The following is an 18,279-nucleotide window of genomic DNA, read 5'->3' as shown; positions in this document are numbered from 1 at the left end:
TACGCGATCCGATGCTGCCGACGCGAGCATCCCTTCGGTAGGAACTTGCGAGGCTGAAACACCATGCGTGTCAACTGGCGCAGCACATCCTGTCTGTACGATGGGCAAGTTCTGCCCGGTCGAGGCTGTGGCGCCACCCGACTTCGGTGCGCCTCTCTTTGGGAGCGTGGACCTTCGCCCAGTGTGACGCATCATCGGCCGAACCTTCAGTAAGTACAGGCGCCGATCAACAAGCTCATGGTCAAAGCGGCTGGCCATATTGCCAGGGAACGATTTGAAGCAACACGCGCTTGATCCCCGTATGTAAGGCGACAAGGGACAGGACGATGAACGAACTTGCCAACAGACTGGGGTTGCGAGTCGATCCGACAATCTTCTTTGTCTCGGCGGGATTCAGCCTGTTCTTCGTTCTGCTTCTAGTATTCGCACCAGGCTCGATCGGGGCCGCCTTCGCTGCAGGCCGAGCATGGATCGTGACCAACCTTGGCTGGTTCTTTATCTTGGGGGTCAATGTCTGGTTGGGTTTCTTGCTTTATGCCGCGATGTCGCGACATGGCCATATTCGACTTGGCCCCCGAAATTCCCGGCCTGATTATTCGAACCTGTCCTGGTTCACCATGCTCTTTGCAGGAGGTATCGGCACGGTGCTGATGTTCTGGGGCGTGGCCGAACCGATCAGCCACTATCAGTCGCCTCCCCTTCGGGGTGTCGAGCCCTTCACGCTCGAAGCCGCGCAGGATGCGATCTCGATCTCGCTCTATCATCTCGCGCTCCACACCTGGACGATCTTTGCATTGCCGGGTTTGGCATTCGCCTATTTCATCAATCGCTATGATCTTCCCGTGCGGGTCAGCTCGGTCTTCTATCCGCTGCTGCGGGAAGGCATCCACGGTCCGGTCGGCAAAGTGATCGACATTGCCTCGATCCTGGGGACGCTGTTCGGGGTGGCGGTGTCCCTTGGGCTGGGCTCTTCGCAGGTCGCGGCGGGCCTGTCGGCACTGTTCGGCTGGAGCAACGACACGCCTTTACGTCTGGCGATCCTCGGCAGCCTGACCGTCGTGGCAACGCTGTCTATCGTTGCCGGCCTCGACAAGGGGGTCAAGGTCCTATCCAACATCAACATCGGAATGGCCGTGGGCCTGATGATCTTCGTGCTGTTCACCGGCTCAACCTTGTTCCTGATGCGCGGTATCGTCGAGACCATGGGCCTGTATCTGTCCAATCTGCCTCGCCTGGCGTTCTGGAATGACATGCTGCACGGCGAGGGGATGGGTCGGGGGGACTGGGGCTGGCAGGGCAACTGGACAGTGTTCTACTGGACCTGGACAGTCACCTGGTCGCCCTTCATCGGCCTTTTCGTGGCCCGCATCTCGCGGGGGCGGACGATCCGCGAATTCGTCTTCGGCGTTCTGCTGGCACCTTCGCTGTTCACCGTCATCTGGTTCGCGATCTTTGGCTGGCAGGCGATGGCAATGGACGGTCTTGGCCAGGCAGCGCGCGAGGCGATGGGTCCGGCTGCTGGCACGATCAGCCGCGCAGTCTCCGAATCGGTTCCCTTGGCCATGTTTGCCTTTTTCGCGGAACTCCCTTGGGCACCCGTGATGCAGGGTCTGGCTGTGCTTGTGGTGGCAATCTTCTTCGCCACCTCCTCGGACTCGGCATCTCTGGTAGTGGACATGCTGTGCTCGGGCAGCGCCAAGGCGGGACCTGTCCACCAAAGGGTCTTCTGGGGCCTGGCCGAGGGCATGATTGCCGCGACGTTGATCCTCCTTGCAGGCGAAGCGGGCCTGACTGCCTTGCAGGAGGTCATCACCGTTGTGGGGCTGCCCATCTTCGTGCTGGTGTGCTTGATGATCCCTGCACTCCTGCGAGGATTCGCGGCCGAGGATATCGATCACATCACCATAGGGAAGCGTCCCGCGCTCAGCGAATTCGATCCGGGAACTAATGGCGGGTCCGGCCCCAACTATGGCTCAAGCAAGGGCTGACAAGGCTGAGAAAGCGCTCGGAGATGCAGGCTGGAACGAGTGTATCTTGTACTTAGCGTTCTCCGAGCAGGTTGCGACAGGTGATGAATTTATCCCAGCAACTGGATGAGTGGATCGCAGCGGCGAGATGGATGGCTCGTTGCGTTGCCGAGGTCCTGCCTAAGCGGCCTGCGGGACCCGCACAGAATCTCCTGCAACCAAAGCTGCGTGCAGGGCACATATGGCCGCTTGGCGGATATTGCGGTTGACGATAAACTGCACATCGACCTGACGAGGACGCTGAGTGGCGCCGATGGCCTCCAGCCCGGAACCGCTTAGCGCAGTCAAGCCGCGATGCAGGACGGAGAGGCCGCCCATATCGCGCCCGACTGCCGCCACCATGAAGATGGCTCGCGAGGTCACCTGCGCCGAAGGATAGGCGGCGGCCAGATCCTTTTCGACGCGGCGCAGCACCTTCATGGAGGCATCGACGTAATGGGTGATCGTGTTAGCGTTCGATACCTTGGACACGATGCGGACATTGTGCCGGGTGAGCGTGTCGATGATGCAGGCGTCATATCCTTTGACCCCGACCATGTCCTGTTCGAATAGCTCCAGCGCGAACAGGTCCAGCCCGGTAATGATCTCGACCTGCGGGCTCTCGGCCGGACAGTCGTCGATCAATGTGCCGGGATCGGCGGGCTGAAAGGCGTTGGTCACGCGCAGCGGGACACCTGACTGGCGAAGGGTCCTGGCAGCCTTGGGGTGGATGGCCTCCATTCCCAGGTTCGACAGCTGATCGGCCACGTCGTAATTGGTGCGCCCCAGCTTGCGGACCGCCCCGGCCCCCACAATCTTGGGGTCGGCGAATGAGAGGTGAAACTCCTTGTGGATGATCGCCTCCTGTGCGCCGGTCAGTGCTGCCAGGCGCGAGAACGTCACCTCGGAATAGCTGCGGTGTTAATTTCCACCCAGAAGTGCCCCCCGGGGGGGCGGACAAAAACCTGGACTGTTTTCACGGCATAAGGCCGAAGCTCTTACGGTATTCGATTGGGCTGCGGCCACCAAGTGACATCTTGATGCGCGTTCGTTATACCAGCGGATGTAGGCATCCACGGCGTCGATGAACTGAGCTACGGTGAAGGTCCGCCAATTACGCGGATAAAGAACTCGGTCTTGAGGCGGCCTTCGGCTGGGCCACCTTCCGCATCCCGGCTGAGACTAAGCTCGCGCAGACAGGCGACGGGCTGACCGCCCTGGCGGCGACGTTCGTGTCCTATGGCCTGACCGAGATGATCCAGTCCTACGGCTTCCTGTCGGTCTTCGTCACCGCCCTGACCTTCCGCCATGCCCATCGCAGCCACGACTTCCACCGCGAGATGCACGACCTACCTGGAGCGGTTCAGATATAGGCGCGCCGATGTTTTGGCAGAGTATCAAGCAAGACACTACTCGCCAAAGCCGAACTGCCAGACGACCACGGGTATCGCCAGCAGCAGGATCAGCGACAGCGCGACCAAGCCGCCATCGCGCGTCAGAAGGCCCGCCGCAAAAAGGGCGATCACCGCTGAGGCAATGGAGCCCGATGTCGGGATAACTTCCATAAAGGGCATGAACAAGGTCAGGACCAGGATAAGCAGCTGCGGCAGGTAAAGCCACGGGTGGTGCAGTAGCCATGTCAGACGTTCCTTCAGGAAGCGTTCGACAAAGCCTACAGGCTTTCGCAACCAGCCGATCCCCTTGCAAAGCTTATCCGTGGGAAGTTCGCGGCGCATGATGACGTCTGGCAGCCAGACACTGTCCCGTCCGAGGATCATCTGCAGCATCAGAATGAAGACGATCACCGCTACGATGGCCGTAAGTCCTGGGATAGCGCTGGCAGGCGAGGTCGAAACAAGCGCGAAGATCAGGATCAGCGAGGCAAATGATTTCTGTCCCAGCTCCTTGACCACCTCCTGCACTGTGATGCTGTCGCCATGAGCAGCAGTCTCCAGCTTATCAAGAACATCGCTGAGCTTGTGGGATTGGTCTTCGGCCATGCGCCACCTGTAAGGAGTCTGACTAACCTGACCGCAAGGCATCCGCGACAGGCTTGCGCGGAACCCGGGGCAGGACAGATTGTTCCGACGGATGCTCACACTAGGATAATGCTTCCAGCGCATCGATGCGGGATGGCCAAGATGAACAGGAAACGATCAAGCGCGTTGCTGAACTGCAGATAGCGCGGTCGGTTTCGGGACTCTCTTGCTGCAAGAACATTCTCAGCGTTGTCGTATTTGCCCGGTGCCTCTTCCTCATCAAAACTCGGCAGCCGCGTGTCGTCTTGCCCGACCATGGAACATGTCGCTGCATCCTGTGTTGCCAGTATGGCAGAGCATCAGCGTGGTCACCTGTCTGAGGAGGGTCTGATGAGCCAAGAAAAGCATCCGGGCGACGACTCCACCCGGCAGCGAGAAGATACGCCCTATTACACCAACGCCACCGGTGGCTGGGGTTCGCTGAAAGGAGTCGGGCGCATCCTGGCCGATCAGAGGCCGACAATGGGCGCGTTCCGCACGCTGATGCGGCAGAACAAGCCGGGCGGGCATATGTGTACATCCTGCGCCTGGACCAAGCCCAAGCATCCCCATCCCTTCGAGTTCTGCGAGAATGGCGCCAAGGCGACCGTCTGGGATTTGACCCGCAGCCGCTGCGGGCCGGATTTCTTCGCCGAACACAGCGTAACCGAGTTGCGCGAACTCTCCGATCATGAACTGGAAAAAGCCGGGCGGCTGACCCATCCGATGCGCTATGACGCGGCGACTGACCGCTATGTGGAAACGACCTGGGACGAGGCCTTCCAGGACATCGGCGCACGGCTTCGGACGCTGGATCCGAAAACGACGGTCTTCTACACCTCGGGTCGGGCAAGCCTGGAAGCATCATACCTGTTTGCGCTGTTCGCGCGGCTTTACGGGCACAACAACCTGCCCGACAGTTCCAACATGTGCCACGAGACGACCAGCGTCGCGCTGAAGAAGTTCATCGGCGTATCGGTCGGCACCTGCGTTCTGGACGACTTCGACCATTGCGACATGATCATCTTCATGGGGCAGAACACCGGGTCGAATTCGCCGCGCTTCCTGCATACGCTGAAATCCGCAAGGGACCGGGGTTGCAAGATCGTTACCTTCAACCCGATCCGTGAACGTGGGTTGGTGAAATTCGTCAGCCCCCAGAACCCTGTCCAGATGACGGTGACGCCGGCGACCACGATTTCCGACCTTTATCTGCAGGTGAAGCCCGGCGGCGATGTCGCGGCCCTCGTGGGCGTCTGCAAGCGCGTGATCGAGCAGGATGAGCGCTCGGGCGGAACCGTCATCGACCATGACTTCATTGGCAGCCACACCACTGGCTTTCAGGATTTCATGGCCCGGATGAAGCAGACCCCCTGGGACCGGATCGAGCAGACCTCGGGCCTTCGGCGCGAGGATCTGGAAACGGTGGGCGACATGTATTGCAAGGCCGAAAAGACCATCGGCATCTATGGCATGGGCCTGACGCAGCATGTCAAGGGTTGGCTGAACCTGGGAATGTATATCAGCCTGCTGCTGCTGCGCGGCAATATCGGGCGGCAAGGCGCGGGCATATCGCCCGTACGCGGGCATTCCAACGTGCAGGGACAGCGCACGGTCGGTATCACCGAAAAGCCGAAGCTGGTCCCGAACAACAAGCTGCGCGAGCTGTTCGGGTTCGAGCCGCCGATGGAGGAAGGGCGCAACACCACCGCCTTGGTCGAGGGTCTGCTTGATGGATCGGTCAAGGGGCTGATCTCACTGGGCGGCAACCTAGCCCGGTCAATTCCGGACCGTGAACGGGCCGAACCCTGCTGGGGCAAGCTGGACCTGAACGTGCAGGTCGCCACCAAGCTCAACCGCTCGCACCTGTTCCCAGGCAGGCACAGCTGGCTGCTGCCCTGCCTGGTGCGGGCCGAGGAGGATCGGCAGACCACCGGTCCGCAGGCGGTGTCGATGGAAGACAGCCTGAGCATGGTCCATGGGTCCCTCGGCAAGCGCAAGCCGGCCTCGCCGCAGCTGAAATCGGAAATCGCCATCATTGCGGGGATCGCCAAGGCGACCTTGCCGCCAAAGCCCCAGGTGAAATGGGACGAATGGACCGGGGATTATGCCCTGATCCGCGACCTGATCGAGGCGACTTACCCTGACAAGTTCAAGGACTTCAACGACCGGCTTTATACCCCCGGCGGCTTTCATCGCGGCAACAAGGCGCGCGAACGGATCTGGCAGACCGACAGCGGCAAGGCCGAATTCACCGCGCCCGACACCCTAAGCGCGCTTGGCAATGAAGCCCCAGGCGATCAGATGACGTTGGTCACGCTGCGGTCGAACGACCAGTTCAACACCACCGTCTATGGCTTTGCGGACCGGCTGCGGGGGCTGAACGGGCGCGACATCCTGTTGATCAACCCTGAGGAAATGGCACGCCTGGACCTGACCGAGGGCCAGGTCGTCACGCTGGAATGCGCGATCGAGGATGGCCATGAACGTGTGGTGCGCGGCCTGCGTATCCTGGGCTATGACCTGCCGGATGGATGCGTCGCGGCCTATTACCCGGAAGTGAACCCGCTGGTTCCGGTGCATTACCGCGACGAGCTGTCCCATACCCCGGCCTATAAAGGCGTCCCCGTCCGTATCCGGGCCGAGGGTGGTGCCGTAGAGATGAGGGCTGCGGAATGATCCATGATGCATTGATCGTGGGTGACCTGACCGGCCTTTACTGCGGCCCGGCCCCCGATCCGGGCGTGATCTGGGCGCGCTGGAACCTCGACCCGCTGCTTCTTGCGGCACTTGCCGTGTTGGCGCTGATGCTTGCACGGTCGCGGGCGGGCGGGGCGGCAGTGGTGGTGCTGGTTCTGGCCTTCGTCTCGCCGCTTTGCGCGCTGTCGGCGGCGCTGTTTTCCGCGCGGGTGGTCCATCACCTGCTGCTGGTGGCGGTTGCGGCGCCGCTGATCGCGCTGGCCTGGCCTGCACGGGTGCCCCGCGCCATCACGCCGGTGTTTCTGACAGCGACCGGGGCGCTGTGGATCTGGCACCTGCCGCAGGCTTACGACGCGGCGATGGCGAATATGGGCCTTTACTGGGTAATGCAGGCGACGCTGCTGGGCTCCGCCACAGCCTTCTGGCGCGCGATCCTGGCGCCCGGTCAGCCTGCGGGGCAGGCGGGCCTGGCGATCTTGGGGGCCTATATGCAGATGGGGCTGCTGGGCGCGCTCCTGACCTTTGCACCGGACGCGCTTTACGCGATCCATCAGACAGCACCGCTGTCCTGGGGGTTCACGCCGCTGACGGACCAGCAGCTTGGCGGGATCATCATGTGGGTGCCTGCGGGTCTTCCCTATGCCGCCCTGGGCCTGCTGGTGGCGCGGCGCGGCTGGCGGCAGTTGCAGGCCCGCCCGACATGATCTCCTGGCTGGAACCGGTCATTCCCCACTTGAAGGCCCTGCATGTGATTGCGCTTGCGCTGTGGGTGGGGGGCCTCTTTGGTCTGCCGGTGATGCTGGCGCGCCACGATCCGGCCATCGGGCAGGCCGACTATACCCGGATCCGGCTGGCCTCGCATGTCAGCTATGTCTGGATCATCACGCCAGCCGCCGTGACCGCCATCGTCGCCGGAACCTGGCTGATCTTCCTGCGCGAGGTTTTTACCGTCTGGATGTTCGCCAAGCTGGTCTTCGTCGCGCTGCTGATCGGCTTTCACGCCTGGATCGGCCATCACATCGTCAAGGTGGGCGAAAGCGACGGCCGTCACCAGACCCCACGCCCGATCGGACCGCTTCTGATCCTATTGGTGCCTGTCCTGGTCATCCTGACCCTGGTCCTGCTGAAGCCGGAGCTTGAGGAAATCCCCATGCCCGACTGGCTGACGCAGCCGCGAGAGCGTCAGTTGCCGGTGTCCGAGGTGCCCAGATGGTAATCGAAGACCAGCCTGCCGCCATGCCACCCCGTCGCGCCTACCATGACCACGCTGAAAGCGGACAAAAGGATGCCGTAGGGCAGCACCGCGTCCTCGTAGCCGTAAAGCCGATAACCCCAGTTGGCCCCCAGGATCGACAGCAGCACGACCGCGATCCCGGCATGGGTCCAGGCGGCAGCCCGCGCCCGGATGCCCGGCACGAACAGCAGCTCCAGCGTGCCCGTGAACGCCGCCGCAACGCCGATAAGGAAGGCCATGCCGGCGGCCCAGAGCGCCGCGCGTGCCCAGAAGACATCGCCCGTCCACCAGTAGAACAGATCGGCGCCGAAATTACAGAAGGTCAGGGCGATCGGAAAAGCCACGCTCATCGCGTGCAGGGGGTGGCCTGCGATTGCTATCCTGGACGAGGTCTGGTTGAAGCCCGGCAGGTCGGCAACCGGATCCTCGAAAAGGTCTGCCTTGCCTTCGCCCAGCATGTCGTCGGTTTCGTGCTTGGCCTGCTTGCCGCCCTGCGTGTCGTTCCCGTCCTTGGCCATAGGCGTCCCTTTCCCAGGATGGTGATCGGGGGAATAACGCCGCTGATGTTGGCAGGTTGCGAAGAGCGCGTTTCCGCCGTCCATCCGGCTGGTCCCGCGGCCGATATCATCGCCACCTTGTGGTGGGTCATGCTGGCGGGCGCGACAGCGATCTTTCTGCTGGTGACGATCCTGCTGGTGCTGGCCTTCCGCCGGGGCGGAGGACCATCCGGCGAGGCAGCGGACATCCGGCGCGAGACGGTCTGGATCAAGGGCCTGGGCCTGGGTTTCACGATGGCCGTGCTGGCGGCCCTGACCGTCTGGGGGCTGTGGATCGGCGAACGGCTGCTGCCGCGCCCCGGCCCGGACGTGGTCGCGGTCGAGGCCGAGGGGCGGCAGTGGGTCTGGCGCTTCACCTATCCTGACGCGCCCGGCCGCATGACCGAGGATGAGTTGCACATTCCCGCGAGCCGCCCGATCGATGTCCACATCACCAGCACCGACGTGATCCACAGCTTTTGGGTGCCGCGCCTGGCAGGCAAGCTGGACGCAATCCCGGGCCATGTGAACGTCTTGCGCATCGAGGCCTGGGAGCCCGGCGAATACGCTGGTTTCAGCGCGGAATTCAGCGGGACGGGGTACCGCCGCCACACCTTCACCGTCATCGCCCATGAAGCGGCGGCCTGGAATGCCTTCTTGGCTGGGGAGATGCCGTGACCGACAAGCCACGTTTGACCGCGCTGCGCCTGCACAAGGCCCTGTATCCGATCTGGAGGAACGATCCCGGCTGGAAGGGCATCCTGACCACAGTCAACAACAACACCATCGGCGGCATGTTCATTATGGGCGCCACCGGCATGTTCCTGGTGGGCGGGATCCTGGCCATGCTGATCCGCGCGCAACTGGCCTCGCCCAACTCGGCCTTCATGGGTCCCGAGGTTTATAACCAGATCTTCACGATGCACGGGACCATCATGATGTTCCTGTTTGCCATCCCCTTCTTCGAGGCGCTGACGATCATCCTGTTGCCGGGGATGCTGGGAACCCGCGACCTGGCCTTTCCCCGGCTGGGCGCCTTTGCCTTCTGGTGCTACATGATCGGTAGCACCAGCATGATTGTTGCCCTTCTAGCGGGGGTGGCCCCCGACGGCGGCTGGTTCATGTATCCGCCGCTGTCTTCCAGTGCCTATTCGCCCGGCATCAACACCGACATCTGGCTGCTGGGCATCAGCTTTATCGAAATCTCGGCCATCAGCGCCGCGGTCGAGATCGTCGTCAGCGTGCTGCGCTATCGCGCGGCAGGCATGTCGCTGGACAAGCTGCCGATCTTTGCCTGGTACATGCTGGTCGTGGCGGTGATGATCCTGACCGCCTTCCCGCCAATGATCCTGGGATCCTTGATCCTTGAACTGGAACGCGCCTTCGACATGCCTTTCTTCCAGGCCGAACATGGCGGTGACAGCCTGTTGTGGCAGCACCTGTTCTGGCTGTTCGGCCATCCTGAGGTTTACATCATCTTCCTGCCCGCGGCCGGCGTCGTTTCGATGATCCTGCCCGTGATGGCGCGCACGACCCTGCTGGGCTATGGCTGGGTGGTAACGGCGGCCATCTCGCTGGCGGTTCTCAGCTTCGGGCTGTGGGTCCACCACATGTTCACCACGGGCATCCCGCATATGGGTCTGGCCTTCTTCTCGGCTGTCTCGACCCTGGTGGCGGTGCCCACGGGGGTGCAGATCTTCGCCTGGATCGGCACCCTGTGGAAGGGCCGCCCCGAACTGCACCTGCCGATGCTGTGGATCCTGGGCTTCTTCGTGACCTTTGTCATGGGCGGGCTGACCGGAGTCATGGTCGCGATGGTCCCGTTCGACTGGCAGGCGCACGATACGTACTTCGTGGTGGCACATCTGCATTACGTCCTGATCGGCGGCTATGTCTTTCCGATGATCGCGGGCGTCTATTACTGGTTGCCGGTCCTGTCCGGGCGCAAGCGGTTCTTCCGAATGGGCGAGACCGCCTTCTGGCTGGTGATGGTCGGCTTTCACGGAACCTTTCTGCTGCTGCACTGGGCGGGCCTTCTGGGGATGCGGCGCCGGGTCGATACCATCGAGGCCGGATCGGGGTGGGAACTGATAAACCTGCTGGCCTCGATCAGCGGCTTTATCCTGGCGATAGGTTTCGCGTTGGTGGTCCTAGACGTGGCGGTGAATGCCGTTGTCGCGGTGCGTTGTCGGCGGAACCCTTGGAATGCCGGCACGCTGGAATGGGCCACGCCAATCCCGGGGCCTGCCTACAACGTCGCCTCGATCCCGGTGATCAGCAGCCGCTATCCCCTGTACGACAACCCCGATCTGCCCGTGCAGATCGCGCGCGGCGAAGGTTTCCTGGGCACACCGATCCGCAACCGGCGCGAGACATTGGCCGTCAGCGTGTCCCGTGCCGAGCCTGAGTTCATCGCCGTCTTTCCCCACAACTCGATCATCCCCTTTGCCATGGCGGTCGTTACCAGCATCGTGTTCCTGGCGCCGGTGTTCAAATGGTGGTGGCTGATGTTCGCCGCCGCCGCGGGGGTAACGGTTCTGGCGCTGTGCTGGGTGTGGCAGGGTGGATCGCGCCAGGATGAAGGGTTGCTGGACGCAGGCCGGGGCCTGTCCTTGCCCACCCATGCCGAGGTTCCCTATCCTCCCGGCTGGTGGGGAACGCTGTTCCTTTTGCTCGCCAATTCGGTGCTGTTTGGATCGCTGCTGTTCGGCTATGCCTTTCTATGGACCGTTGCCCCGAACTGGCCGCCGCCTGCGATCCTGCAGCCCGGCTTCTGGGGACCGGTCCTGGCGATTGGCGGCGGCGCTTTTGCCAGTGGCGGCATTCGCCTGGCCGACCGCGCGATCCGAAATGAAGGTGCATCCTGGCTGGGCCTGCTGGCCAGCCTGGCCGGTCTTGCAGGCCTTGGCGCCGGTGCTTGGACGATCTTTGCGGGCACGACCTACAACGCCCACGCCTATGACGCGACGCTGTGGGTGATTGCGGGCTATGTGACCTTCCACGCGGGTCTTGCGGGGTTGATGGTGCTGTTCCTGACGGCACGCATCCAGGCGGGCTTCATCTCGGCCCGGCGCTGCGGCGATGCGCGCGTGGTGCAGCTGTGGATCGACTATGCCGTGTTGGTCGCGGGGCTTGGGCTTGGCGCCGCCTGGCTGCCGGGGTGGCTGCCATGAAGGACATCCTGCGCCTTTCGCTGCCGCTGTCCGTCTGGATCGCCGCCTTCAGCGGGGTTTATGGGCTGGAGGGGGTCGTCTGTTCGGATCGGGGGGCCGGTGCAGGGCTTGGCTTGGGCCAGGGCCGCGCCGTGCTGGTCGTTGCCTGGGTAGTGGCCATTGCCGTGCAGGTCGGGCTGATCTTCGGGCTGCGGACGCCGCGCTTTGCCTCTGCCCAGCCTTGGGTGCAGCGGGTCAGCATGATCCTGGCCTGCGTGGCCCTGGTCGCGACAGTATGGAGCCTTCTGCCGGTCGTGACCACCTCGTTATGTCTGTAGGCGAGGGGCCTTGGGCCAGGGACGCGCTTGTCAGCAGACCGGAACAAAACCTTGGCGTTCCGGTTTCCAAGCCATGACACAGCTGTCCCCGCACGCGTGCTTTCCAAAGGTGAGGAACCCCGATGCACCATATCTCTCAGGACAGGCAGGTCTGGCTGAATGCCTGCCGCCGCTGGGCCGAAAGCTGCCAGGCCATGGCTGCCTGACCACTGCAAGGGCTGTGCCCCGGCGGCGCAAACGTGTTTGACAACTTGAGACCAAGGAAACCATTTCCATGCAAAGCGCATCCCACCCATCAATCTGCCCGACGATCTTCGCCGCGGTCTGGACATCGCGGCTGGCGAGGCGGGCAAGACGCCCTCCGACATCGTCGTGGAGGCACTTGAAAGCTTCGGGATTAAGCGCCTGAGCGAGGACCAGTTCAAGAAGCGCATGACAGGATCGCAATAGCGCGACAGGATTGCGGTAGAAGCTTCGTTGCCGCCCGCTAAGCGGCAGGGAACCTCGTCGCCCCGCCATGGTTGCCCCTGCGGATGGTGCGAATGGGGGTAGGCGATGTCGATGACAGTGGGGGATTTCTTCTGGCAGCGGCTGTGGGACTGGGGTGTCCGGCGCGTCTTCGGCTATCCCGGCGACGGCATCAACGGGCTTCTGGGCGCGCTGCGGCGACGAGGGGGCGATATCGACTTCGTGCAGGTCCGGCACGAGGAAATGGCCGCCTTCATGGCCGTGGCCCATGCCAAATTCACCGGAGAGATCGGCGTCTGCCTGGCAACATCAGGTCCAGGGGCGGCACATCTTCTGACCGGGCTTTATGACGCAAGGGCCGATCACATGCCGGTCCTGGCCATTGTCGGCCAGCAGGCGCGCACCGCGCTGGGGTCGCATTACCAGCAGGAAATCGACCTTGTGTCGATGTTCAAGGACGTGGCGGGCGATCACGTCCACACCGTCACAGTGCCCCCCCAGGTTCGCCATCTGACCGACCGCGCCATGCGCGCCGCCATCGGCCAGCGGCGCGTGTCGGCCCTGATCTTTCCCAATGACCTGCAGGAACTGGACTATGCCGATCCGCCTCGCGCGCATGGCTCGGTCTTTTCCGGGGTCGGCTATGCCCCGCCCGTGGTGGTCCCGCAGGAGGCCGACCTGCGCCGCGCGGCCGAAATCCTGAACGCGGGCGAGAAGGTCGCGATGCTGGTTGGGGCCGGCGCCTTAGCCGCGCAGGCCGAGGTTCAGGCCGTGGCCGAACGGCTGGGCGCGGGCGTGGCCAAGGCGCTGCTGGGCAAGGCGGTCCTGCCCGACGATCTGCCCTATGTCACGGGTTCCATCGGACTTCTGGGTACGTCAGCCAGTTGGGACATGATGCAGCACTGCGACACGCTGCTGATGGTCGGATCGGGCTTTCCCTATTCCGAGTTCCTGCCCGAGGAAGGCAAGGCGCGGGGCGTGCAGATCGACATCGATCCTACGATGCTATCGGTGCGCTATCCGATGGAGGCGAGCCTGACCGGCGACAGCGCGGCCACCTTGCGCGCCCTGCTGCCGATGCTGGACCAGAAGCCCGAGGGCCGCTGGCAGGACCGCATCCGGCGCAGCATCCAGGCATCGTGGGAAACACTGGAACAGCGCGCCCATGCCCCGGCCAATCCGGTCAACCCGCAACTGCCCTTCTGGACGTTGTCGAAGCGCCTGCCCGATCATGCGATCCTGACTTCGGACAGCGGGTCTTGTGCCAACTGGTTTGCCCGCGACGTCAGGATCCGGCACGGGATGATGTGTTCGCTGTCGGGAGGCCTCGCCTCGATGGGGGCGGCGGTGCCCTATGCCATCGCGGCCAAGATGGCCCATTCCGCGCGCCCCGTGGTGGCCATGGTGGGCGACGGGGCCATGCAGATGAACAACATGGCCGAGCTGATCACGGTGGCGAAATACTGGCGCGACTGGGACAGTCCGACCTGGATCTGCCTGGTGCTGAACAACGGCGACCTGAACCAGGTCACATGGGAACAGCGGGTGATGGAGGGGGACCCGAAGTTCGAGGCGACCCAGAACATCCCCGACGTGCCCTATCACCAGTTTGCCAGGATGATCGGTTTGCACGGCATCCTGGTCGATGATCCGGCCCAGGTCGCGGATGCCTGGGACCAAGCCTTTGCCGCCGACCGCCCCACGGTGATCGAGATCAAGGCCGATCCCGAGGTGCCGCCCATTCCCCCGCATCTGACCTTCAAGCAGATCAGGAATTTCGCCATGGCAACAATGCGCGATCCCGAAGGCGCGGGCATCCTGCGCAATGCCGCGCGGCAGATATTCGGATCGGTACCGGATCAATAATAGTGGGGCCAGCGGCTCTCGCAGGAAGCAGCGGGGGCGTTCAGGTCACGGACCGGTCGTGACTGAAGTGGGGCAGGCGCCCGCCCGAATAGATCAGTGTGCAGTGATTGAAGGTGCAATCGCGAAACGCGGTGCTATCGAGGCAAATCGCTGAGCGACCCAAAATGGCCCTGTCAGTGAAGTGTATGTCGCCAGGATGATTACTGTCGGTTATTGCTTGTCGCCCCAGTTTGTAAGTCCCATTCCTCCATGGGCTGCGACACCAGACGCGCCCACCCGGCCTGCACGCAGTGCGCAGCGCAGAGGAAGGCCAGGGAAACCCCTTCGTCCCGTCAAGCGGACGGCCTTGCGTGGGGGAACCGGCGGCTCCCATGACACGGACGCGCGCCCTTCGCGCGTGCCCCCACAAAGGCAGGGGCGTTCGGCTTGTCCGAATCCCCTGGCCAGGCGCGGACACGCGCCTTTGCCTCGATCCCCGCCCTTTGCGGGGATCTCGCCATCATCTTTCCCGGTCGAAACTATCCAGCCTGCCGCCTCTCTACAGGAGGCGGGCCTTGCAAGGCGGCGAGCTGGACGCGCCCATCACGGAGCGAAGGGAAGTGAGCCGCCCTGTGGGAAGGTTCGGCAGGATTGTGCCACCCAGCAGAGCAAACGACAGGAAATTTGGCATACGACTTTTGTCGTGCTAGGCTCTCTCCGTGCAAAGGAGGGTGTGACATGTTGCATTCGCCCGAGCAGCACGACATCCGTTGGTCGAGACCCAAGGCCGAGACGGAAATGTCAGACGATGAGGTCAGGCAAGTGTTCGACGCCTTGGTCGCAAAGCTCAACAAAGAAGAAAGATCAGCGTCAGGTAAGCGGTCAGTCAGTTCGATATGAAAAGTCCCCCTCGCCGACCGGCGGGGGTTTGGACCGGATCACCCAACTGCCCGCACGGGTGACCACAGGCTGTTTGCTCGATCCCTGTGGTCTCGCTTACAGCCTGCTGCAGCCTCCCGCCTCCACTCTCAAGGTCGTTCCGGCGCGGGGCTGGACAACCGGGCTACCCCGCAAGCGATCTTCACCCAGCACGGGCCGAGACGGGGCCGCTGAACCGACGATTGCAGCCCCGTAAAGGCTGGCTCGGGACGAGACGGAGGACGCGGGAAAAGCTGCAAAGGAGGGGCAGGGGTCCAGGCTCAGGGCGCAGGCCGGCGCCAGACGGCCGAAGCTTGGAGCGCAGTCCCGGCCATGCAGGGATGCGGCATATAAACCATAGGAACCAAAAAGATTTTCCTTCTCTTTCGCTTTGTCCCGCATTGCCTTAGGCGCGATTGGGAAACCATTCCATTACAGGTTGAAGTGTCATGAACGCTCCCTCCCACTTCGGCCAACATCTGCTCTCCGAGGCCATCAACACGGCCAGCCGTCTCGCTGCCAAGACAGGTGAGCTGCCGGATCTGAAAACACTGGCGACAGAACTTGGGGTCGAAGAGCATCTACTCAAGCAGGTCATCTTCGACCGCGAGCATCTGCTTGTGGCGATGGCCGATGTGGCCCTGCAACGGTTGCTGCACACCATCACGCAGGAGCTAGCCCGCTGTTCGTCTCCCGTCGATCAGCTTGAAGCAATCGCTGTGGCCTATATTGACTGGGCGCGTCTCTACCCGCAGGAGTTCCGGCTTGTCGGTGAAATGCCTGCTCCTGTTTTCGAGGCCCATCCTCGTCTTCTGCGATATGAGCAATCGGTCCATGAGCTTGTCATGAAGATCCTGCATCGTGCCCGAGAGGAAGGTTATCTTGATCCGGATGAAGACCTGGTGATGCTGCGGGCCATGGCCCACACTTACCTGTATGGCGTCATCACCAAGATGCTGCTCGGGGACTTGGGCCGCTGGACGCCCGGCTCGACCGACCAGGACGCCGCAAGGGCGGCTGTGTGCGTGTTCAACAGGAAAATGTTCAAGCCTGCGCCTTCATGCCCCAATTCAAGGACGGCAGGGACCGGGTCACAGCATCACCTCAGACCTGTGTGACCCTGATCCTAGAAAAAGCTGCCAAGCCTTCATGTTTTCTTGTTGAGGAGGCCGGTTCAGCATATCTCGGCAGGGTGCAGCCCTCCATTTCGGCTGCCTCATCAAATGGGCTCATGAAACCATATCACAGACGGCGAACCGGCAAACCCCGCTTGCCACAGCAGCAGCAGGGTCCCGGCAACCGTGTATTCGAGAGCACGAGCGCGAAGGGCAAGATCCGAGGGACTGCTCAACAGCTCGTCGAGCGCTATCGTCAGTTCGCGGAAGAAGCGCGGCTTGCAAATGACCGCGTAGCCTCGGAGGCCTTCCTGCAATCGGCCGAGCATTATGTTCGCGTGGGCAAACCAGCCCATGATGTGGAGGACCATCCTGTAAGGGACAGGTCGTCCAGAAGAGCCTCGATCATCCAAGAAGCACCGTCGTCCACCGATGCGAAGCAGAGGGACGAAGCCGTGCCTGCGGCGGGCACAGGACAAGCCCCCAACTCCGAGGTGATCCGCCTGGACAAGGCACGCAAGTCCGTCACCGCCGAGAAACGAAGGCAGACTGAAGCTGCCGAGGAACGCGCAGCGGCGGCGGCGGATCTTGAACGCATTGCCGGACAGCACGGCTATACCTTGGAGCAACTTGGCCTGGTACTTCGGCCAGCCTGATGGGCGACCCGCAAGGGCAGGTGAGCGTCTTCTGGAAATCTGGGCCTGTCTTCAGCCCTTCATGACAGGGATCAGAGGCCTGTCGCCCTCAGCACGACGCCGATGGTGCGCCAGACAACCAGGGCATCCGTGCGCAAGCTGATCGAACGATCGTAGCTGTCGTCATACATGGCGCGAGAGGCGAATGTGGACTGGTTGCGTTCCGAGACCTGCCACAGACCAGTCAGGCCCGGTCGCAGTCCATAGTAGCTGGAGCCAGGATAGAGGGCCTGCTGTTCAGGCAGCATCGGCCGGGGACCGACCAGGCTCATGTGACCAGCGAGGACGTTCCACAACTGGGGAAGCTCATCCAGAGAGCTCTTGCGCAGCAGACGACCGAACCGCGTGACACGCGGATCGTGGCGCAGCTTCTGGGTCTCTTCCCACTCGGCGCGCGCCTCGGGATGGGTGTCCAGATGACCCTGCAGCCGCTTGTCGGCATCGACCACCATGCTGCGCAGCTTCCACATCTGGTAGCGGCGCCCGCCACGACCGACCCGGTCCTGCGCGTAGAAGGGATTACTGCCATCGATGAGCACGACCAGGGCCAGCACCAGCACCAGCGGCAAGACGACTGGCAAGGCCATCAGCACCAGGAGGATATCAAGCGGCCGCTTGAGCGAGCTGCGGTAAAGTCCGTGACGCGGAGCAACGGTGGAGACATAGGCCGGGCCATCAGCCAGGAGCTGCTGCTGAACAAACATGACAAACTACTCTTTACGAACAAAGGCTTAAAATAGTGATGGAAACCCCCATCACTCTCCGAAGTCAGTCTGACTTCAGCGCACGCGCAACCGTCGATGTCAGGAAAGTCGAGGCGCGGGCAATGTGATCCCGTTGACCTTCGCCTGGCGCTCCAAGCGACCCAGAAGCTCACGGTACTCTGCATTGTGGGAGTAAGCGCTGATTGCCGACATGATGACCTTCCAGTCATCGACAGACACAGCGGGACGAAACGCGAAGGTGGTTTCAGAAGCAAACATGGAAATACCTACAACTGTAACGAACATCCTCTCCATAACCGGAGGTTGTCTCTTGGCCAATTTGCACTTTTGTATAGGCTAATGAACTGGCGGATGATCAGGCGAAGGCAGATGGCCTCATCGCCTTGTTCCATAAAACGAATTACTGTCGAAAATTGCTGTAGAGGGTGGATTCACAAACGAAGTGCAAATGCCAAATTATTACAGGTATTTGCATGAGGTTGACGAATGGCTTCCCACTACCAGCACCTGAGCTTTGAAGAACGCCGAA

At 62.3% G+C, this 18,279-nt stretch carries 16 protein-coding genes and 2 pseudogenes; 11 read left to right on the top strand and 7 right to left on the bottom strand.

What is annotated here, in order from left to right; genetic code table 11:
* Nucleotides 1–326 precede the first annotated feature (326 nt).
* Nucleotides 327–1,988 (top strand): BCCT family transporter, encoded by a 1,662-nt coding sequence (locus IEX25_RS15750; protein WP_188716231.1) that lies wholly within the window; start codon nucleotides 327–329, stop codon nucleotides 1,986–1,988.
* 159 nt (nucleotides 1,989–2,147) lie between these two features.
* Here the strand turns inward: IEX25_RS15750 and IEX25_RS15745 are convergent.
* Together IEX25_RS15745 and IEX25_RS15740 are read right to left on the bottom strand one after the other, a co-directional pair.
* Nucleotides 2,148–2,924, bottom strand: a pseudogene (locus tag IEX25_RS15745) (amino acid kinase family protein); the annotation flags it as partial.
* Between the two features lie 58 nt (nucleotides 2,925–2,982).
* Nucleotides 2,983–3,154: pseudogene (locus tag IEX25_RS15740) on the bottom strand (IS3 family transposase); the annotation flags it as partial.
* Between the two features lie 84 nt (nucleotides 3,155–3,238).
* Here IEX25_RS15740 and IEX25_RS20150 point away from each other — a divergent pair.
* Nucleotides 3,239–3,379 (top strand): hypothetical protein, encoded by a 141-nt coding sequence (locus IEX25_RS20150; RefSeq protein ID WP_229665320.1) that lies wholly within the window; start codon nucleotides 3,239–3,241, stop codon nucleotides 3,377–3,379.
* 36 nt (nucleotides 3,380–3,415) lie between these two features.
* Here the strand turns inward: IEX25_RS20150 and IEX25_RS15730 are convergent, their stop codons facing one another.
* Together IEX25_RS15730 and IEX25_RS15725 are read right to left on the bottom strand one after the other, a co-directional pair.
* Nucleotides 3,416–4,006, bottom strand: a complete 591-nt coding sequence (locus IEX25_RS15730) for an exopolysaccharide biosynthesis protein (protein ID WP_188716227.1) — start codon at nucleotides 4,004–4,006, stop codon at nucleotides 3,416–3,418.
* 95 nt (nucleotides 4,007–4,101) lie between these two features.
* Nucleotides 4,102–4,302: a hypothetical protein gene (locus IEX25_RS15725; protein ID WP_188716225.1), complete on the bottom strand. Its 201-nt coding sequence runs from the start codon at nucleotides 4,300–4,302 to the stop codon at nucleotides 4,102–4,104.
* Nucleotides 4,303–4,375: 73 nt separating this feature from the next.
* Here IEX25_RS15725 and IEX25_RS15720 point away from each other — a divergent pair, with 73 nt between their 5' ends.
* Genes IEX25_RS15720 through IEX25_RS15710 form a run of 3 tightly spaced genes read left to right on the top strand, consistent with a single transcriptional unit; the run spans nucleotide 4,376 to nucleotide 7,940 of the window.
* Entirely contained in the window at nucleotides 4,376–6,703 is a 2,328-nt protein-coding gene (locus IEX25_RS15720) for an FdhF/YdeP family oxidoreductase (RefSeq protein ID WP_188716223.1), read from the top strand.
* Nucleotides 6,700–7,428 (top strand): cytochrome c oxidase assembly protein, encoded by a 729-nt coding sequence (locus IEX25_RS15715; protein ID WP_167623805.1) that lies wholly within the window; start codon nucleotides 6,700–6,702, stop codon nucleotides 7,426–7,428. Before IEX25_RS15720 ends, IEX25_RS15715 begins: the two co-directional genes overlap by 4 nt.
* Entirely contained in the window at nucleotides 7,425–7,940 is a 516-nt protein-coding gene (locus IEX25_RS15710; protein ID WP_188716221.1) for a CopD family protein, read from the top strand. Before IEX25_RS15715 ends, IEX25_RS15710 begins: the two co-directional genes overlap by 4 nt.
* On the opposite strand, the gene IEX25_RS15705 is transcribed toward IEX25_RS15710, so the two are convergent.
* Nucleotides 7,907–8,416 carry a DUF2231 domain-containing protein gene (locus IEX25_RS15705; protein ID WP_167623873.1) on the bottom strand — a complete coding sequence of 170 codons (510 nt, stop codon included), beginning with the start codon at nucleotides 8,414–8,416 and terminating at the stop codon, nucleotides 7,907–7,909. The two genes, IEX25_RS15710 and IEX25_RS15705, sit on opposite strands and share 34 nt — an antisense overlap.
* Nucleotides 8,417–8,521: 105 nt before the next feature.
* On the opposite strand from IEX25_RS15705, the gene IEX25_RS15700 reads away from it, so the two are divergent.
* The 6 genes from IEX25_RS15700 (at nucleotide 8,522) to IEX25_RS15675 (ending at nucleotide 16,986) form a co-directional block, all read left to right on the top strand.
* Nucleotides 8,522–9,172 (top strand): cytochrome c oxidase subunit II, encoded by a 651-nt coding sequence (locus IEX25_RS15700; protein WP_188716220.1) that lies wholly within the window; start codon nucleotides 8,522–8,524, stop codon nucleotides 9,170–9,172.
* A gap of 14 nt (nucleotides 9,173–9,186) precedes the next feature.
* On the top strand, nucleotides 9,187–11,667 hold the full coding sequence (ctaD, locus tag IEX25_RS15695; protein ID WP_188716306.1) for a cytochrome c oxidase subunit I: 2,481 nt from the start codon (nucleotides 9,187–9,189) through the stop codon (nucleotides 11,665–11,667).
* Nucleotides 11,664–11,984: a hypothetical protein gene (locus tag IEX25_RS15690; protein WP_188716218.1), complete on the top strand. Its 321-nt coding sequence runs from the start codon at nucleotides 11,664–11,666 to the stop codon at nucleotides 11,982–11,984. The genes ctaD and IEX25_RS15690 overlap by 4 nt, the downstream gene beginning before the upstream one ends.
* A gap of 555 nt (nucleotides 11,985–12,539) precedes the next feature.
* Nucleotides 12,540–14,318: a thiamine pyrophosphate-requiring protein gene (locus IEX25_RS15685; protein WP_188716217.1), complete on the top strand. Its 1,779-nt coding sequence runs from the start codon at nucleotides 12,540–12,542 to the stop codon at nucleotides 14,316–14,318.
* Between the two features lie 1,346 nt (nucleotides 14,319–15,664).
* A complete protein-coding gene (locus tag IEX25_RS15680; protein ID WP_188716216.1) occupies nucleotides 15,665–16,333 on the top strand; it encodes a TetR-like C-terminal domain-containing protein in 669 nt (222 codons plus the stop codon).
* The gene (locus tag IEX25_RS15675; protein WP_308421448.1) at nucleotides 16,276–16,986 is read left to right on the top strand and encodes a DUF4167 domain-containing protein; all 711 of its coding nucleotides are present in this window, start codon (nucleotides 16,276–16,278) and stop codon (nucleotides 16,984–16,986) included. Before IEX25_RS15680 ends, IEX25_RS15675 begins: the two co-directional genes overlap by 58 nt.
* A gap of 71 nt (nucleotides 16,987–17,057) precedes the next feature.
* On the opposite strand, the gene IEX25_RS15670 is transcribed toward IEX25_RS15675, so the two are convergent.
* Nucleotides 17,058–17,729: a sugar transferase gene (locus IEX25_RS15670; RefSeq protein WP_167623792.1), complete on the bottom strand. Its 672-nt coding sequence runs from the start codon at nucleotides 17,727–17,729 to the stop codon at nucleotides 17,058–17,060.
* Nucleotides 17,730–17,828: 99 nt separating this feature from the next.
* Nucleotides 17,829–18,008 carry a hypothetical protein gene (locus IEX25_RS15665; RefSeq protein ID WP_188716214.1) on the bottom strand — a complete coding sequence of 60 codons (180 nt, stop codon included), beginning with the start codon at nucleotides 18,006–18,008 and terminating at the stop codon, nucleotides 17,829–17,831.
* Nucleotides 18,009–18,279: the final 271 nt, after the last annotated feature.

The sequence above is a fragment of the Paracoccus acridae genome (assembly GCF_014642735.1).
Lineage (GTDB): Bacteria > Pseudomonadota > Alphaproteobacteria > Rhodobacterales > Rhodobacteraceae > Paracoccus > Paracoccus acridae.
This window is presented reverse-complemented; position numbering and strand designations above follow the sequence as displayed.

What these genes read in the sequence shown, in the direction of transcription:
- IEX25_RS15750 (WP_188716231.1), top strand. Translation starts at nt 327, where the DNA reads ATGAACGAACTTGCCAACAGACTGGGGTTGCGAGTCGATCCGACAATC.
- IEX25_RS15705 (WP_167623873.1), bottom strand. Translation starts at nt 8,416, where the DNA reads ATGCTGGGCGAAGGCAAGGCAGACCTTTTCGAGGATCCGGTTGCCGAC.
- IEX25_RS15680 (WP_188716216.1), top strand. Translation starts at nt 15,665, where the DNA reads ATGAACGCTCCCTCCCACTTCGGCCAACATCTGCTCTCCGAGGCCATC.
- IEX25_RS15710 (WP_188716221.1), top strand. Translation starts at nt 7,425, where the DNA reads ATGATCTCCTGGCTGGAACCGGTCATTCCCCACTTGAAGGCCCTGCAT.
- IEX25_RS15675 (WP_308421448.1), top strand. Translation starts at nt 16,276, where the DNA reads ATGCCCCAATTCAAGGACGGCAGGGACCGGGTCACAGCATCACCTCAG.
- IEX25_RS15715 (WP_167623805.1), top strand. Translation starts at nt 6,700, where the DNA reads ATGATCCATGATGCATTGATCGTGGGTGACCTGACCGGCCTTTACTGC.
- IEX25_RS15665 (WP_188716214.1), bottom strand. Translation starts at nt 18,008, where the DNA reads ATGTTTGCTTCTGAAACCACCTTCGCGTTTCGTCCCGCTGTGTCTGTC.
- IEX25_RS15690 (WP_188716218.1), top strand. Translation starts at nt 11,664, where the DNA reads ATGAAGGACATCCTGCGCCTTTCGCTGCCGCTGTCCGTCTGGATCGCC.
- IEX25_RS15730 (WP_188716227.1), bottom strand. Translation starts at nt 4,006, where the DNA reads ATGGCCGAAGACCAATCCCACAAGCTCAGCGATGTTCTTGATAAGCTG.
- IEX25_RS15700 (WP_188716220.1), top strand. Translation starts at nt 8,522, where the DNA reads ATGTTGGCAGGTTGCGAAGAGCGCGTTTCCGCCGTCCATCCGGCTGGT.
- IEX25_RS15685 (WP_188716217.1), top strand. Translation starts at nt 12,540, where the DNA reads ATGTCGATGACAGTGGGGGATTTCTTCTGGCAGCGGCTGTGGGACTGG.
- IEX25_RS15670 (WP_167623792.1), bottom strand. Translation starts at nt 17,729, where the DNA reads ATGTTTGTTCAGCAGCAGCTCCTGGCTGATGGCCCGGCCTATGTCTCC.
- IEX25_RS15725 (WP_188716225.1), bottom strand. Translation starts at nt 4,302, where the DNA reads ATGGTCGGGCAAGACGACACGCGGCTGCCGAGTTTTGATGAGGAAGAG.
- IEX25_RS15720 (WP_188716223.1), top strand. Translation starts at nt 4,376, where the DNA reads ATGAGCCAAGAAAAGCATCCGGGCGACGACTCCACCCGGCAGCGAGAA.